This is a genomic window from Rahnella sp. PCH160 (genome assembly GCF_047784855.1).
Taxonomy (GTDB): domain Bacteria; phylum Pseudomonadota; class Gammaproteobacteria; order Enterobacterales; family Enterobacteriaceae; genus Rahnella.
On record NZ_JBLOGT010000001.1, the window covers coordinates 2076761 to 2092502 of the forward strand.

12 protein-coding genes are annotated in these 15742 nt (G+C 57.7%); 7 read left to right on the plus strand and 5 right to left on the minus strand.

The window, feature by feature from the left end:
* Window positions 1–191: 191 nt before the first annotated feature.
* The 4 genes from ACM5QY_RS09730 (at window position 192) to recD (ending at window position 10019) form a co-directional block, all read left to right on the plus strand.
* Window positions 192–704, plus strand: coding sequence for an SRPBCC family protein (locus tag ACM5QY_RS09730; RefSeq protein WP_416120446.1), 513 nt, complete (start codon window positions 192–194; stop codon window positions 702–704).
* 128 nt (window positions 705–832) lie between these two features.
* Window positions 833–4297 carry an exodeoxyribonuclease V subunit gamma gene (gene recC / locus ACM5QY_RS09735; protein WP_416120447.1) on the plus strand — a complete coding sequence of 1155 codons (3465 nt, stop codon included), beginning with the start codon at window positions 833–835 and terminating at the stop codon, window positions 4295–4297.
* A complete protein-coding gene (gene recB / locus ACM5QY_RS09740; RefSeq protein WP_416120448.1) occupies window positions 4294–7974 on the plus strand; it encodes an exodeoxyribonuclease V subunit beta in 3681 nt (1226 codons plus the stop codon). The genes recC and recB overlap by 4 nt, the downstream gene beginning before the upstream one ends.
* Window positions 7971–10019 (plus strand): exodeoxyribonuclease V subunit alpha, encoded by a 2049-nt coding sequence (gene recD, locus ACM5QY_RS09745; RefSeq protein ID WP_416120449.1) that lies wholly within the window; start codon window positions 7971–7973, stop codon window positions 10017–10019. The genes recB and recD overlap by 4 nt, the downstream gene beginning before the upstream one ends.
* On the opposite strand, the gene ACM5QY_RS09750 is transcribed toward recD, so the two are convergent.
* The 4 genes from ACM5QY_RS09750 to ACM5QY_RS09765 all read right to left on the minus strand — a co-directional run bounded on the left by ACM5QY_RS09750 (window position 10016) and on the right by ACM5QY_RS09765 (window position 11992).
* Entirely contained in the window at window positions 10016–10258 is a 243-nt protein-coding gene (locus ACM5QY_RS09750) for a hypothetical protein (protein ID WP_416120450.1), read from the minus strand. The two genes, recD and ACM5QY_RS09750, sit on opposite strands and share 4 nt — an antisense overlap.
* Before the next feature lie 123 nt (window positions 10259–10381).
* Window positions 10382–10474: a small membrane protein YniD gene (gene yniD / locus ACM5QY_RS09755; protein WP_416120451.1), complete on the minus strand. Its 93-nt coding sequence runs from the start codon at window positions 10472–10474 to the stop codon at window positions 10382–10384.
* 40 nt (window positions 10475–10514) lie between these two features.
* The gene (locus ACM5QY_RS09760; RefSeq protein ID WP_416120452.1) at window positions 10515–10664 is read right to left on the minus strand and encodes a hypothetical protein; all 150 of its coding nucleotides are present in this window, start codon (window positions 10662–10664) and stop codon (window positions 10515–10517) included.
* 98 nt (window positions 10665–10762) lie between these two features.
* Window positions 10763–11992 (minus strand): MFS transporter, encoded by a 1230-nt coding sequence (locus ACM5QY_RS09765; protein ID WP_416120453.1) that lies wholly within the window; start codon window positions 11990–11992, stop codon window positions 10763–10765.
* 157 nt (window positions 11993–12149) lie between these two features.
* Here ACM5QY_RS09765 and ACM5QY_RS09770 point away from each other — a divergent pair, with 157 nt between their 5' ends.
* The 3 genes from ACM5QY_RS09770 to ACM5QY_RS09780 all read left to right on the plus strand — a co-directional run bounded on the left by ACM5QY_RS09770 (window position 12150) and on the right by ACM5QY_RS09780 (window position 15390).
* The gene (locus tag ACM5QY_RS09770) at window positions 12150–13058 is read left to right on the plus strand and encodes a LysR family transcriptional regulator (protein WP_416122858.1); all 909 of its coding nucleotides are present in this window, start codon (window positions 12150–12152) and stop codon (window positions 13056–13058) included.
* A gap of 151 nt (window positions 13059–13209) precedes the next feature.
* Entirely contained in the window at window positions 13210–13689 is a 480-nt protein-coding gene (locus ACM5QY_RS09775; protein WP_416120454.1) for a 2TM domain-containing protein, read from the plus strand.
* 138 nt (window positions 13690–13827) lie between these two features.
* A complete protein-coding gene (locus tag ACM5QY_RS09780; protein ID WP_416120455.1) occupies window positions 13828–15390 on the plus strand; it encodes a sensor domain-containing diguanylate cyclase in 1563 nt (520 codons plus the stop codon).
* Window positions 15391–15445: 55 nt separating this feature from the next.
* On the opposite strand, the gene ACM5QY_RS09785 is transcribed toward ACM5QY_RS09780, so the two are convergent.
* Complete coding sequence (locus ACM5QY_RS09785) at window positions 15446–15718, minus strand: hypothetical protein (protein ID WP_416120456.1); 273 nt, start codon at window positions 15716–15718, stop codon at window positions 15446–15448.
* Window positions 15719–15742: the final 24 nt, after the last annotated feature.

The window sequence follows — 15742 nt, forward strand, 5'->3', positions numbered from 1 at the left end:
ACATCCGCGTAAATAGCGGTAAGAACAACAGGCAGAAGCGATCCTTCTGCCTGTTTTTTTGCGTGTTTTCCAGATATAAAAATCAGAGATGATTATAATCACAAGTGATGATTTCAGTAATATCTCGCTATTGCGTATCTTGTGCTCAACGCCAGCCTGCGGGCCGGAATCTTAATTTTAAGGAGCTCAACATGAACGCAATACTCTGGCCGGAAGGCTTTATCCCCGGTGAAACCGACAACTTCGCCTCTAACGAAATGATCATCACCGGCCTCACCGTGGAAGAACTGTGGGCGCAACTCGACAACACCGCCGCATGGCCGGTGTATTACAGCAACGCATCGGATATCTTTTTCCACGACGGCACCGGTCCTGGCCTGAGCGACGGCGCACGTTTTCGCTTCAGCACGTTCGGTTTTCCGGTCGAAGCGCAGGTCAATGAATACGTACCGCCGGTAAAAGGCCAGCCCGCGCGCATGGCGTGGCACGGCTGGGCAGAAGGCGACGCCGAAACCCGGCTCGACGTCCATCACGCCTGGCTTTTCGAAGAACTCTCCGGTGGCCGCGTCCGTATCCTGACGCAGGAAACGCAAAACGGTAAACCCGCACGGGAACTTGCGATCACACGCCCGAACCCGATGATCAACGGCCATCAGGAATGGCTGGATGGGATGATCGGCGCGGCTCGCAAAATGCACGGCTGATTTTCAAAGAATTACATTTTGTTTCAGTGCAGGCCGCAAGGTCTGCCTCTTTTCTTTTCAATCCTTTCAATCCTTTCCAAATCAACGCAAAATCTGTCCTCTGACCGGCGACAACAAGGGATGCGGGCGTGAATTCAGGTTTGATGGTGTTACACGGAAATCACTCAGAAGCGCTGAGGGATATTCTGGTGTCGTGGATGGCGGCGCATCCGCTGTCACCGCTGGAAAACGAAGTGATTCTGGTGCAAAGCAACGGGATCAATCAGTGGCTGAAACTGGCGCTGGCGCGCGATGTCTCCGAAGGCGGCTGCGGGATCGCGGCGGCGCTGGATATCAAACTGCCTGCGCGCTTTTTCTGGCAGGTTTACCGCGCGGTGCTGGGCAAAGATCAGGTGCCGGATTCGTCACCGTTTGACCGTCCGCTGCTGACCTGGCGGCTGATTCGCCTGTTGCCGGAATTACTGCCTCAACCGGTTTTTGCTCCGCTGGCTCGTTTCTTAAAAGACGACGGCGATATGCGTAAGCTGCATCAGCTGGCGCAGCGTTTGGCGGATCTGTTCGATCAGTATCAGGTTTACCGCGCCGACTGGCTGGAAGACTGGGGAAACGGGCACGATGTGCTGCGCACCAGCCGCAAAGGCAGCGAGCCGTTGCCGGAAAATCTGCTGTGGCAGCCGCAACTGTGGCGCGCACTGCTGGCCGATGTGCCTGAAAGCGAGCGGGAAACCAGCCGCGCCGCGCTGCATCAGCGTTTTCTGCAACATGCTCAAAGCATTCCTGAAGACCAGCGTCCGGCCGGTTTACCTGCGCGTCTGATCGTGTTCGGGATTTCTTCGCTGCCGCAACAATCCTTAGAAGTTCTGGCCGTGCTGGGCCGCTGGACGCATATCTTTATGTGTGTGCATAACCCGTGCGAGCACGACTGGAGCGATATTATTGCCGATAAAGATCTGCTGCGCGCCGAACGTGCGCGTCAGCGGCGTAAACCGGGCATGCCGCAGGAGATTGCCGAAGGCGATCTGCATCAGCATGCGCATCCGCTGCTGGCGGCGTGGGGCAAACAGGGGCGCGATTACATCGGTCTGCTCAATGAATATGACAACCACGAATCCTACGCCTCCACGCTCGCGCCGGTGATCCCGCGTATTGACCTGTTCACCTCAAACGGTGATGACACCTTATTGCATCAGTTGCAGGAAGATATTCTGCAACTGCGTCCGCTGGCGGAAACGAAAGATAAATGGCCTGAGATTGATGCGCAGAAAGACCCATCCCTGCGCTTCTCGATAACGCACAGCGCCCAGCGTGAAGTGGAAGTGTTGCACGACCGTCTGCTGGCCGCGCTGGCCGCCGATCCGACCCTGAAAGCGCGCGATATAATCGTGATGGTGCCGGACATTAATGGCTATGCGCCGCACATTCAGGCGGTGTTTGGCCTGATGGATCGCAGCGATCCGCGTTACATTCCGTTCACCGTGGCCGATCAGGGGCCGCGTCAGAATAACCCGCTGCTCGGTGCGCTCGAAAGCCTGCTGACGCTGCCACAGTCGCGTTTTGCCGTCAGCGATTTACTGGATTTACTCGATGTGCCGTCGGTGCGTCAGCGTTTTGGCATCGGCGAAGAACAGTTGCCGTTGCTGCACCGCTGGATCAGCGCCGCCAACGTGCGCTGGGGGCTGCATGCGGAGCAGCGTCAGAGCCTCGAACTGCCATTATCGCCGGAGCAAAACAGCTGGTTCTTCGGCCTGCAAAGAATGCTGCTCGGTTACGCCGTCGGCAGCGGTGACGCCTGGCAGGGCATTGAACCGCTGGACGAAATCGGCGGGCTGGAAGCAGCGCTGATTGGCCCGCTGTCGCATCTCTTAAACTGCCTGGATGAAACCTGGCGTCAGCTGTGTGAACCCGCGACGCCGCGTGTGTGGGGCGAACGCTTGCAGGCGTTGCTGAGCGGCTATTTTGCCGAAGATGACGGCGACGACGGCTTTATTTTGGTGCGTCTGCATACCGAGCTGGAAACCTGGCTTGAGGCCTGTGAAAGCGTTGATCTCCAGGCCGAACTGCCGCTGTCTGTCGTGCGCGAACACTGGCTGGCGCAGTTCGACCAGTCCGGCCTGACGCAGCCATTCTTTGGCGGTGCCGTGACGTTTGCCACGCTGATGCCGATGCGCGCCATTCCGTTCCGCCACGTTTACCTGCTCGGGATGAACGACGGCGATTATCCGCGCAACCGCGTGCCGATGGATTTCGACTTGATGGGGCGTGATTACCGGCCGGGCGACCGTTCGCGCCGTGAAGATGACCGTTATCTGTTCCTCGAAGCATTGCTGTCGGCGCGCGAACGCCTGCATATCAGCTGGGTCGGGCGCAGCATTCTCGATAATACCGAACGTCCGCCTTCGGTGCTGGTGGCGCAACTGCGCGACCATCTGGCGGCAGGCTGGAAAACGCAGAACGGCGATGATCTGATCCACGCGCTCACCACCGAACATCGCCTGCAACCCTTTAACCGCGATTACTTCAGCAAGGGCAGTGCGCTTTTCAGCTACGCCCACGAATGGCGCGCCGGAATAGACGCAGATGTCAGCGCCGAAGCGCCGCAACCGTTGCCGCCGGTGGTGCAGGAAGGGGCGCTGACGCTGCGTCAGCTGGCGGATTTCCTGTCCGATCCGGTGCGCAGTTTCTTCCGCCAGCGGCTGAATATTTACTTCGAACTGGAAGATGCGGGAAGTGAAGATCAGGAACCTTTTGATATCAATGCGCTGGAAAACTGGCGTTTGCAGGATGAACTGATACGCGCGCAGAAATGGGCGCTGGAAGCCGGAGAGTCGCGTCAGGATATTCTGCGTCAGCAGCTTGAACGCATCGAACGGCGCGGTGAGCTGGCACCGGGCGAATTCGCCGCCGTGCTGAGTGAAGATCTCGCCGAGCCGATGGAAACGCTGTTCGCCAGTTATCAGAGCGTGCTCGATGAATGGCCGCAGACGCTGGCTAATGAAGCGCTGAGTGTTGAAACCGCAGGCGTGAATGTCTCGGACTGGCTCGGCGATTTACGCGCGAACGCTGGCGGAGATCGCGCCCGCGTGGTGCTGGAAAGTACCGGCATCATGACCAAAGAACGCAGTTACCGCTTCGACCGTTTGCTCCCTTACTGGGTCGCGCATCTGGCCGGTCACCTCGGCGGGCAGCCGATGCACAGCATCATTATCAGTAAAAATGGCACGGCGGAATTACCGCCGCTGGAGATTGCCGACGCGCAGGCGCTCTGGCAGCAACTGATCGAAACCTGGCAGCAGGGACAATTACGGCCGTTGCCGCTGGCGGTCAAAACGGCCTTTGTCTGGCTGAAAAAAGACGGCACCGCGCAAAGCCCGCCGGACAGCGATGCCGGGCTTGCGGCCCGCGATGCCTATGAAAACCACGATCCGGCCAACATGAAATTTGGTGAACGCGACAGCAATGCGTATCTGGCGCGCGCGTGGCCGGATTTCGCCACGCTGTGGTCCGGCGGTGAATTCGCCGAACTGGCTGACAAACTGCTGGTACCGCTTAAAAATCATCTTGCCCGCAGCAGCAAAAAAGGAGCGAAAGAATGAAGGAACGCATTTTTCCCTCTGCGCTGAATGTGCTGAATTTCCCGCTGACCGGCAGCCGCCTGATTGAGGCCAGCGCCGGGACGGGTAAAACCTTCACCATCGCCGCGCTGTATGTACGGCTGGTGCTCGGTCACGGCGCTGAAAATGCGTTCGGCCGCCCGCTGACGCCGCCGGAAATTCTGGTGGTGACGTTTACCGATGCCGCCACCAAAGAGCTGCGCGACAGGATCCGCGAACGCTTGTCCAGAGCGGCAGCGTGCTTTTTGGAAGATCCGGATGAACCCTCGGCGGGCGATGAATTCTTACTGAGTTTGCGCGCGGAATATCCGCCGGAAGAGTGGGCGGGATGTGCGCGTAAGCTGCAACTGGCGGCGGAATGGATGGATGAATCGGCGGTCTCCACCATTCACGGCTGGTGTAACCGCATGCTCGGCGAACACGCTTTCGACAGCGACAGCCTGTTTACCCAGACGCTGGAAACTGACCAGACCGAACTGCTGATGAATGTGGTGCGCGATTACTGGCGCAGCTTCTATTTTTCCCTGCCGGAACCGGACATCAGGACGCTGCGCGCGTGGTGGCGTTCGCCGGAAGACCTGCACAAGAACGTGTCTCCGTTGCTGGAATACGCTGAAACGCTGGGCACGGATGAAACGCCCGCTGTCGTTTTTGAGACGACGAATCAGCAAAAAGCCGCAGAACTGAGCGAGCTGAAAGCAGGCTGGGCGCAATGGACGCAGGAACTGCGCACGATCCTCGAAGGCGCGGTGGCGGCGAAAGTGGTCGATGGCCGGAAAATTCAGGCGCGGTATTTTAATCCGTGGCTGGAAAAACTGCATGCCTGGGCGGCCAGCGACGAGATCATGCCGGATCTGAAAACCGGCTGGGATCGCCTGACGCCGGACGGTCTGGCCGAATGCTGGAAGCAGGGCCAGCCGCCTGCGCATCCGGCGCTGACGGCGATGGAAACGCTGAAAACGCGTCTGGAAACCTTGCCGGACGCCCGCAGTGGCCTGCTGCAACATGCCTGCCGCTGGATTGAAAACCGTTTTGACGTCGAACAGAAAAAACGGGCGCAGATGGGCTTCAACGATTTGCTGACCCGTCTTGATGCCGCGCTGCGCAGCGATAACGGCGAACGGCTGGCGGAGATTATCCGCACGCAATTCCCGGTGGCGATGATCGACGAGTTTCAGGATACCGATCCGCTGCAATACCGGATTTTCGACACCGTTTACCGCGTGGCGGAGAACGCGCCGGAGCAGGGGCTGATCCTGATAGGTGACCCGAAACAGGCGATTTATGCCTTCCGCGGTGCCGACATTTATACCTACCTGCGCGCCCGCCGTGATACCGGTGGCCGCCACTACACGCTGGCGACCAACTTTCGTTCTACCCGCGCAATGGTAGCGTCGGTCAACAGTGTCTTTGCTCTCGCCGAAGACCGGCGTTCCGGCGAAGGCGCGTTTCTGTTCCGACGTGGTGATGAAAATCAGGTGCCGTTCCTGCCGGTCGAAGCCAAAGGGCGGGATGACGCGTGGATAATCGACGGCGCAGAAGCCGCCGCCATGACGCTGTGGTACCCGGAGAATCAGACCGACGCGCTGCCGAAAAGCCAATACGCCCAGCTGATGGCCGAAGGCTGCGCGACAGAAATCGTCCGTTTGCTGCGTCTCGGGCAGCAGGGCGCGGCAGGCTTCGGGCAGCCGGATGAGCCGCTCAAACCGGTCGCACCGGGCGATATTGCCGTGCTGGTGAATACCGGGCGGGAAGCGGCGGCGATCCGCACGGCGCTGTCTAAACGCGGCGTGCGCAGCGTGTACCTTTCTGACAAAGAGTCCATTTTTCAAAGTGCGCAGGCAGGTGAATTGCAGTTCTGGCTGGCGGCCTGTGCCGCGCCGGAAAATGATCGTCTTCTGCGCGCCGCGCTGGCTACGCCTTCGCTCCATTTAAGCTGGGAAGCGCTGGATCGTCTGAATCAGGATGAAAACGAGTGGGAACGCTACGTTCAGCAGTTCCAGCAACTGCGCCTTTGCTGGCGCAAGCAGGGCATTTTGCCGATGCTGCGGCGTCTGATGTGGGAGTTTGACGTCCCGCGTCATCTGCTCGCGCACAGCGACGAACGGGCGTTGACCGATTTGCTGCATCTTTCCGAGTTACTGCAACAGGCCAGCGTGCAGCTCGATGGCGAACACGCGCTGATCCGCTGGCTGGCGGAACAATGTCAGGATGAAAATCAGGGCGGTGATGCGCGCAAGCTGCGTCTGGAAAGTGATGCCGCGCTGGTGAAAGTCGTCACCGTGCATAAATCCAAAGGGCTGGAATATCCGCTGGTGTTCCTGCCATTTGCCTGCGCATTCCGCGCGGTGAAAAAACAGGATTCGCCGCTGAAATGGCATACGCCGGAGGGTGAACTTGAAATCTCGCTGAGTGCCACGGAAGAACAGCGGGAACTGGCAGATCGCGAACGTCTGGGCGAGGATCTGCGTAAATTTTACGTCGCGCTGACCCGCTCGCGTTACGCGCTGTGGCTGGGTATGGCGCCGCTGAAAGAGTTTGAAAAAAGCGCACCCGGCTATCTTTTCCACGGCGGCGAACCGGTTGAGGCTGAAGAATTGCCCGCCAGTTTGCAGGCGCTGGAAACGGAAAATGTTCAGGCGTGGCCGCTGCCGGTTTCTGTCGGTGCGGTATACCGCAGCGAGCAGGCATTGCCTGAACTGGGTCCGCGACCGCCGTTGCGCACCCACAAAGGCCCGCGCTGGTGGGTTTCGAGTTTTTCCGGCCTGCAAATCGCCCCGGCTGGCACCTATATCGTGCCGGAAGCGCTGAACCGTGAACCGCCGGTTGAAATTGAAAGTGCAGCGCAGGACAGCTATTTAGAAGATAAAAAGTCAGGGGACAAAGCATCTGCCGACGGGCTTTTGCAGCCGATGACCGGTGAGAATTTATATGCTTTCCCGCGCGGCCCTGCGCCGGGTAATTTCCTGCACGGTTTGCTGGAATGGGCGGGCGATGAAGGTTTTGCCGCACTGGCGGAAAACCCGGAGCGGATCGCCGATCAGGTGGCGCGGCGCTGTAATACACGTGGTTGGGAGCAGTGGATTGTGCCGCTGACCGGCTGGCTGACCGCGTTGCTGACGCAGCCGCTGGCGTTGCCGGGCGGCGAAAGTTTCACGCTGGCCGCACTGCCGCCCTATCAGGTGGAAATGGAGTTCTGGTTCTCGCTCTCCCAAGTGTCCACGCGGCGTCTTGATACCCTGGTTCAGCACTTTACGCTCGGGGGCGCCGAGCGCGCACCGCTGCTGGCGGAAGAACTTAACGGCATGCTGAAAGGCTTTATCGATCTGGTTTTTGAGCACAACGGGCGTTACTACGTGCTGGATTACAAATCCAACTGGCTTGGTGATGACGCCACCGGTTACGACCAGACGGCGATGACGCAGTCGATGCGGGATCACCGTTACGATTTGCAGTTCACGCTGTATCTTTTCGCGCTGCATCGTCTGCTGAAATCCCGTTTGCCGGATTACGAATACGACCGCCATATCGGCGGTGCGGTCTATTTATTCCTGCGCGGCAGCCACGCGCCGGGTAACGGGGTCTGCGTCCAAAGGCCGGATAAAGCATTAATGGAAGAACTCGACGTTCTTTTCAGCCGCACTGAGGAAGGCGTATGAAAATCAACAGCCGTGAAGACATTGTAAAACTGCTGGCCAGCTGGGTGGAATGCGGCTGGCTGCGTGAACTGGATCGCGCGCTGGTGACGTTTCTGGCAAAAGAAGCGCCGGATGCGCATCCGCTTTTATTACTGGCGACGGCGCTGACCAGCTATCAGCTGGGGCGCGGCCATGTGTGCCTGGATTTGCAGGCCACGCTGGCTGACAGTGCGTTTTCGCTCTCACTTCCACCCGACGGCGATCATTCCGATGGCGCGATTTCCCGTCCGTCGGCGGTGCTTGACGATCTGAGTCTGGAAGAATGGATGGCGGCGCTGGTGAACCCGCAGCTGGTGGGCAGCGGAGAGGGCAATACGCCGCTGGTGCTCATCGGACATCGGCTGTATCTGCGCCGTTACTGGCAGTATGAGCAGAATGTGCGTGAAGCAATTGAACAGCGCCTGAGCCGCACGCAGCTGCATGCGCTGCCCGCTGAATCGCTGCGCGCGTCACTCGATGTCCTGTTCCCGCAGGCCGGAAACGCAGAGCCGGTGAACTGGCAGAAACTGGCGTGCGGACTGGCGGCGGGCATTGCATTCAGCATTATTACCGGCGGCCCCGGCACCGGGAAAACCACCACGGTGGTGCGCCTGCTGGCGTTATTGCAGGCACTGGCGCTGGAAGAAAACGGCCAGCCGCTGCGTATCCGGCTGGCCGCGCCGACCGGTAAAGCGGCGGCACGTCTCAATGAATCGGTGGCCGGTGCGGTTTCCCGCTTAGATCTGCACGCGCTGAACAACGGCGAGTCGGTACGTGACAGCATTAATACCGACGTGGTGACGCTTCACCGTCTGCTCGGGAGCCGACCGGATACCCGGCATTTCCGGCATCATGCGGGTAATCCGCTGATGCTCGACGTGCTGGTGGTGGATGAAGCGTCGATGGTCGATCTGGAAATGATGGCGGCGCTGCTGGCCGCGCTTCCAGAGAATACGCGCCTGATCCTGCTCGGGGATAAAGATCAGCTGGCCTCGGTGGAGGCCGGTGCGCTGCTCAGCGAGTTATGTCAGCGGGCCACCGGCGGGCACTATCTGCCGCAAACCCGCGACTGGCTGCAAAGTGTGACGGGGGAAAAAATCCCGGATGCGCTGGTTGATCCGGCGGGAACGGCGATGGATCAGGCCGTGGTGATGCTGCGCCACAGCTACCGTTTTGATGCGCAAAGCGGCATCGGGCAACTGGCGGAAGCGGTTAACGACGGTGACGTTAAAGCGCTGAAACAGGTCTGGAAACAGGATTATGCCGATCTGGCACAGATCACGCTTAAGACGGATGACGATACCGAACTGCGCGACTGGGTAATTAACGGCGCGGCGGGGCGGTTTCCGGCTGCACAAAGCCGCAAAGGCGTCGAGCCGCCGGTGGGTTACCGCCATTATCTGAACGTGATGACAAATGAACGTCCGGCGGATGATGCACCGCCGGAGGCGTTCAACGCCTGGGCGGCGAACGTGCTGCTGGCGTACAGCCAGTTCCAGTTGCTGTGCGCTTTACGCGGCGGACGCTGGGGCGTGGAAGGGCTGAATCAGCGGATCGCAGAAATTCTGTATAAAGAAGGGCTGATTAAAGGGGCTGTCAACTGGTTCCCGGGGCGTCCGGTGCTGGTGACGCGCAATGATTACAGCCAGCGGTTAATGAACGGCGATATTGGCGTCACGCTGGAAATTCCGCACCGGCTGGCAGACGGTTCCGTGGTGCCGGTGCTACGCGTGGCATTCCTGACCGGTGACGGGACGCAGAATATTCGCTGGATTATGCCGGGGCGGTTGCAGGCGGTCGAAACGGTGTTTGCTATGACGGTGCATAAATCGCAGGGTTCAGAATTTACCCATACGGCGCTTTTGCTGCCGGAAAATCTCAGCCCGATCCTGACCCGTGAGTTGATATACACCGGGATTACCCGTTCGCGTCACTGGTTCAGTCTGGGATGCGTAGGGGGAATGAACGCGGTGTTGCCGGAAGCCATTCAGCGCAGGGTGCTGCGCGCCAGCGGGCTGATTAATTAAAATTCGTACGCGTGAATTTTTGCCGGTTTACGCATCGCGCGGGCTTTCGGGCCCGCGACTTTCGTGGCTTTGTGCGGATCGCCCGCAACAAATTCCAGCGTCGGCGAGTAGTAAAAAGGCAGCCAGCCACCGTAGCCATTCTCCCACTCCCAGCGAACCGGGCAGGGCCACAGAATGTCTTCGAACATAATGTAATAGGTCCATCGCCCGTGCGGACGACGAGGTTTGCGGTTACTCATAAGCAGACGGTCAGGCTCTTAAACATCACAGAGGATATTTTCGCTTGCACGGCATCAGGTTTCAAGCCCGCTGGCCGGTTTGTTGATTATTTAATCAGTTTCTGACCGGGTATTTGCAAAATTTTACCCCCAGATCATGGCGGCCCAGCGGAGGAGCATCAGCGCACCACAGATACAGAGAAGCACCACCACCATTTTCCAGTGTTTGGCCATCATCCGTTTTGTCACCCTTTTTCCTCCCTGTACCAAGGGGCCTTCAGCCCGCCATATGATGGTCTACGTAGTGAACCACCTGCTCTTTCAGCTCTGGCACCGTCTGATCGGCGAGCCATTCGAAGGCCATCAGCAGCAGGGCTGCCGTGGCCAGTACGGTTAAGAGTAAACCCGCTTTTTTACGCGCTTCCATGGATCTCATTATGTCTGTTTTGCCTGTTTTTTACTCTACCAGAACAGGCCGGGATCCGGGAAGAATTCAGACGTCTGGTTAGGAAAATGTTTAGGAAACTATACCTTTTGTGCCTTTCCGAAACTTTGATCCTGCGCCTGCTGTGCGGCAGAATGCCGCGCGCCGGGTCTGAAACCCTGTTTTTTGGCGCACCAGGCAATCAGCAGGCCTGCGACCAGCAATATCTGCATCACCCACGGAAAGACGCCGATCCCGACGGTTTCCAGCAGGATTCCCCCCGACAAACCACCGCCTGCAATCGCCAGATTCCAGGCCACGACCACCATGGATTGTGCCATATCCGCGTGTTCCCCCGTGGCATCGGCAATGGCCGTTTGCAGTAACGTCGCCGCACCGCCAAACGTCAGCCCCCACAGCGCAACGCTCAGGGTTACGATGAGCGCAGAATGGCTGTTGAGCGCCAGCACCAGTGAGATCACCGCAAACAGCGCGAGGCTGGTGAGCAATGTCTGGCGCAGACGTTTGTCCACCAACATGCCGGTCAGCCCGATCCCTGCCAGTGCGCCAATGCCAAACACCAGCAGGATTTGATCGGCATGACCGGCCAGACCGGAGAGCCGCAGGAACGGAACAATGTAGGTATAAAGCAGGTTGTGGGTCAGCATCCAGAGCAGGATCACCGCCAGGATACTGCGCACGCCCGGCATCATGATGACCTGACGCAGTGACTGGCGCTGCGCGGCGTTCTGGCCGGGATAATCCGGCACCTGGCGCAGCACCCAGACGACCAGCAGCAGTGTGACCACGGACATTATCCCGAACGCCATCCGCCAGCCGAGCAGCGTACCCATCCAGGTGCCCAGCGGCACGCCAACCGACAGTGCCACCGGCGCGCCGAGCATCGCGACCGACAGCGCGCGACCCTGCTGATGGACGGGCACCATGCGCCGCGCGTAACCGGCCAGGAGTCCCCACGCCAGACCGGCGGCGGCACCGGCCATCCAGCGGGCAAACAGCGTCAGGGCAAAATTTGTCGAGAACGTGGTGAGCGTATTAAAAATCAGGAAACCAGCGATGGCGGTCAGCAGCGCCGCGCGGCGGTTCCAGCCCCGCGTCAGGGCGGCCAGCGGGATCACGGCCATCAGTGAACCGGCGGCATACGCGGTAACCATCTGGCCCGCCATGGGCTGCGATACATTGAGGCCACCGGCAATTTGCGGCAGTAATCCTGCGGGCAGCGTTTCCGTCATGATGGCAATAAAACCGGTCAGCGCCATCGCCAGTAACGCGGAGAGTGGAAGCGGCGCGTTTTTCGGGGTTTGATTCATGACTTCGCTCCGTCAGTTATGTCACGTAATTTGTTCATGGTGTTATCTCAGTTTCCGAAAGTGTTAAATCACGATAGAGATCTCCTCAGTGCGGAAAAAGTAGGGTAGATTTCCAGAATATACGGACATTACCGTCCGCAATGAATGAGAGGTGGCAGTGGAAAGTCTGAGCAGTCTGCATGTGTTTGTGCATGTCGCGGAAACCCGCAGTTTTGTCGCGGCCGGTCGCCTGCTGGGCGTTTCGGCTTCGGCGGTGGGCAAAACCATCGCACGCATGGAAGCCAAGCTGAATGTTCGCCTGTTTCACCGCAGCACCCGCAGCGTGACGCTGACGGCAGAAGGCGCGCTGTTTCTCGAGCGCAGCCGCCGGATTGTCGCGGAACTGGAAGCGGCGGAAAGTGAGCTGTTGCAGCTTTCCGAATCCCCGCGTGGCCGGTTGCGGCTGAGCCTGCCGCAGGTCAGCACGCTGCTGCTGCCGGTGCTGGGCGAATTTATGCGGCGCTATCCTGATATCGAACTGGATCTGGATTTCACCGATCGTATTGTGGATGTGGTGGAAGAAGGGTTTGACGCCGTCGTGCGCACCGGGCAAATGGCGGATTCGCGGCTTTCAATGCGTAAACTGGGGACCTTTCACCATTTGCTGGTGGGCGCTCCGGCGTATTTTGCAGAGCATGGTGTTCCGGTTTCGCCGCCCGATTTGCAGGCACACCGGTGTTTGCATTTTCGTTTCCCAAACAGCGGAAAACTGGAAACCTGGCCGATGTCGGGTTATCAGGATCTCGCGCTGCCGGTTTCGATGGTTTGTAATAATATTGAGACGCGTCAGTGTTTCGCGTTGCAGGGCCTGGGCATTGCGTGCCTGCCGGATTTCAGTATCCGCAAAGAACTGGCTCGCGGGCAACTGGTCACCGTGCTTGATGACTATGTCAGCCGCAGCGCCGACTTTTTCATTCTCTGGCCGTCGGGTGGGTATATGACACCGAAATTGCGGGTGCTGATCGACTTTCTCAGCGAGCGTGTTTTCCCTGAAAGCCCTGAACTGGCGTTGTTGTGCCCGAATTAAACACCCGATGGGACGCCATTTTACAGGCTAACATTATGATTATAAACGCTGTCAGGTTGATGTCGTGTTGATGTCAGGTTGCTGACGTGTTGGTTTCCGATCTCCTGTTGCAAGCTGTTGCTGTGTTCAACATTCACGTAAAGGTAAGCATATGAATCAGAGCAAAATCAGGCAACTTCGGATCTCACGTGCGTGGTCGCAGGAACAGCTGGCAGAACTTTCGTCACTGAGTGTCCGCACCGTTCAGCGTATCGAAAATGGCGAGCAGGCCAGCCTCGAAACGCTCGGGGCAATTGCGGCGGCGTTTGATATGAAAGTTTCTGAACTGACCGAAAATGATCCGCAATTTGACGCTACGCCCGAGCAGGCGATCGACGATCAGATCGAAAAAGCCAGAAAGCGGGTTGAGGAAGAAAGCGGATTCTTCCGCTCGGTGGTGTTGTGGGCGGTGGTTAACGTCGGTTTGTTCGCACTCAATCATTACACGTCGCCTCACTCTATCTGGTTCGTCTGGCCGTTGTGCATCTGGGGCGGGATTCTGGTGATCCGCGGTTTGGGGATTTTTGCCTTTCGCGGTTCTGTTGAGCGTTGGCAAAAAGCGCGGTTGCAGAAGTTGATCCGCAAACCGTGATGTGCGGGCGATAGAATTAAGACAGATTGCAGCCTGCAAATTCAAAGAAGACCGCCCTGACTGAGACATATCAAATTTCCAGATGAACATACTGCTATCCTTTGTAGTATTCATGGTCATCAGCTCAACGGACAGAGAATGGATCAGCCCCGGCGGTTTGCATTTAATCTTAAAAGATTGATATTGGTTCTGGCACTGGTGAGCACGCTCATCACGTTGTTCAGCAGCTTTCTGGCAATTTTTCAGGTCGAAAAAAAGCTCCTTATTGAATCGTCACTGCGCGCAAGCCAGTCTTATGCGACGCGGATTTCCCTGACCGCCGACCTCTTTTTCAACGCGGCCCAAAAACAACTCTTCTACAGCGCCAGTTTGCTGGGCGAAGAATTTGACAACCTGAATGCCGTCACCGATGAAGCCGACCGTTTGCAGGTTCAGAGCAAACGCTACAGCTCTGTGCTGGTGGTGGATAAATCTGGCGTAGTTCGCGCAGCGTCAAGAAACTCCGCCGATATGGTGGGTATAAAACTGGTATCAGAAGCTAACACGCAGGCTTTGTCGACGCAGAATCCGGTCATCAGCTCTCCTTTTCGCACCCCTCAAAACAATCACATTATTGCCATGTCCGTGCCCATTCACAACGCGCGGGGAAAATACCTCGGTTATCTGGTGGCGGAAATTACCCTGCAAGAGGGCGGTATTATTGATTCGCTGATCAATGCGCGAAATTATCGTAAGGACGCTTATATCTATGTGATCGACAATGAAGGCGATGTCTTGTACCGGGCGGTGGCGGGCTGGACGAAAAGCGGGCCACAAGGGCACGTGAATATCGCGTTACTTGAAGGCCGTGATCAGGGATTCCTGCATATGAAAAACTTGCAAGGCGAAGATTCACTGGCCGGATTCTCCACCATGGAAGTGGCAGGCTGGACGGTGCTTGTGCTGCATCCGGCGCGGGCTGACGTGGTGTTGCTTTATGATGTTATGTTGCAGGTACTGCTTTATACGCTGCCTTTTGTGATTCTGGTGTTTATCGGGATCTGGCTGCTGACCCGTTCTATTTCCCGCCCTTTACGGCAGCTCGCCTCGAAAGCCGACACCATGGATTCGCAAGATGTCTCCGTTGAAATCGAGCAGGTCAACGCCTGGTATTACGAAGCATCGAAGCTGAAAACCGTGATGTTGCAGGGGATCCATTTGCTGCATCAGCGCATCGAAAAACTCAGCACGCAGGCGCACACCGATCCGATGACCGGCCTGCTGAACCGGCGCGGGTTGTATGAACAGGCGGACAAATTGCTTGTTGAGGAGTCGTTAATCTCAGTCATTACCCTTGATATCGATCACTTTAAAAGGATCAACGATACCTATGGTCACGACGTGGGCGATGTCGTGATTACGCAGTTGTCGCGCCTTATTCTGAACAACTCGCGCAAAGATGATTTACTGTGCCGGATGGGCGGAGAAGAGTTTTTGCTGCTGCTGCCGGGCACATCGCTGACGCGCGCGGTTCAGTTGGCGGAACGGTTGCGGCGTGAGGTTGCCTCACAGGATTTTGACGGTGCCGGAAACGTGACGATTTCTCTGGGTGTGACCCATTTCAATCCTGAAAAAGTGAATATCGACAGCGCGCTGAAATCGGCCGATAAGGCGTTATATCAGGCGAAAAATGACGGGCGGAATCGCGTGGTCAGTCTGTAGTTCCGTTTTTACATAACAGCGGGAAACGGCTCAGGCAATTCACCTGAGCCTTTTTTTAACGTGAACCTGGCAGCAGGGATTCGGTGCATTTGAAGACGTCTTCACGGAATTTACGTGAGGCGTCGTCCAGATCGGCCTGATTGGCGACGTCGGCACGGTTGGCTTCCAGCGCCTGATTGACGGCCACGGTAAAGGCATTTTCCTGGCTGGCATTCAGCACGTTGCCCACGCTGCCAAACAGCAGGCGCATGGCTGAAATCTGCACCAGCAGTTCACGGTTAACGCGCTCGAGCTGGTCTACACGTTTGTTCAGGGTTTCGTCGTTCATGGGTGTCTCCTTAATGATTTGCCG

Bases quoted from the DNA above. Each gene is read 5' to 3' on its own strand.
- ACM5QY_RS09730 (WP_416120446.1), top strand. From the start codon at position 192: ATGAACGCAATACTCTGGCCGGAAGGCTTTATCCCCGGTGAAACCGAC.
- recB (WP_416120448.1), top strand. From the start codon at position 4,294: ATGAAGGAACGCATTTTTCCCTCTGCGCTGAATGTGCTGAATTTCCCG.
- recD (WP_416120449.1), top strand. From the start codon at position 7,971: ATGAAAATCAACAGCCGTGAAGACATTGTAAAACTGCTGGCCAGCTGG.
- ACM5QY_RS09750 (WP_416120450.1), bottom strand. From the start codon at position 10,258: ATGAGTAACCGCAAACCTCGTCGTCCGCACGGGCGATGGACCTATTAC.
- yniD (WP_416120451.1), bottom strand. From the start codon at position 10,474: ATGATGGCCAAACACTGGAAAATGGTGGTGGTGCTTCTCTGTATCTGT.
- ACM5QY_RS09760 (WP_416120452.1), bottom strand. From the start codon at position 10,664: ATGGAAGCGCGTAAAAAAGCGGGTTTACTCTTAACCGTACTGGCCACG.
- ACM5QY_RS09765 (WP_416120453.1), bottom strand. From the start codon at position 11,992: ATGAATCAAACCCCGAAAAACGCGCCGCTTCCACTCTCCGCGTTACTG.
- ACM5QY_RS09775 (WP_416120454.1), top strand. From the start codon at position 13,210: ATGAATCAGAGCAAAATCAGGCAACTTCGGATCTCACGTGCGTGGTCG.
- ACM5QY_RS09780 (WP_416120455.1), top strand. From the start codon at position 13,828: ATGGATCAGCCCCGGCGGTTTGCATTTAATCTTAAAAGATTGATATTG.
- ACM5QY_RS09785 (WP_416120456.1), bottom strand. From the start codon at position 15,718: ATGAACGACGAAACCCTGAACAAACGTGTAGACCAGCTCGAGCGCGTT.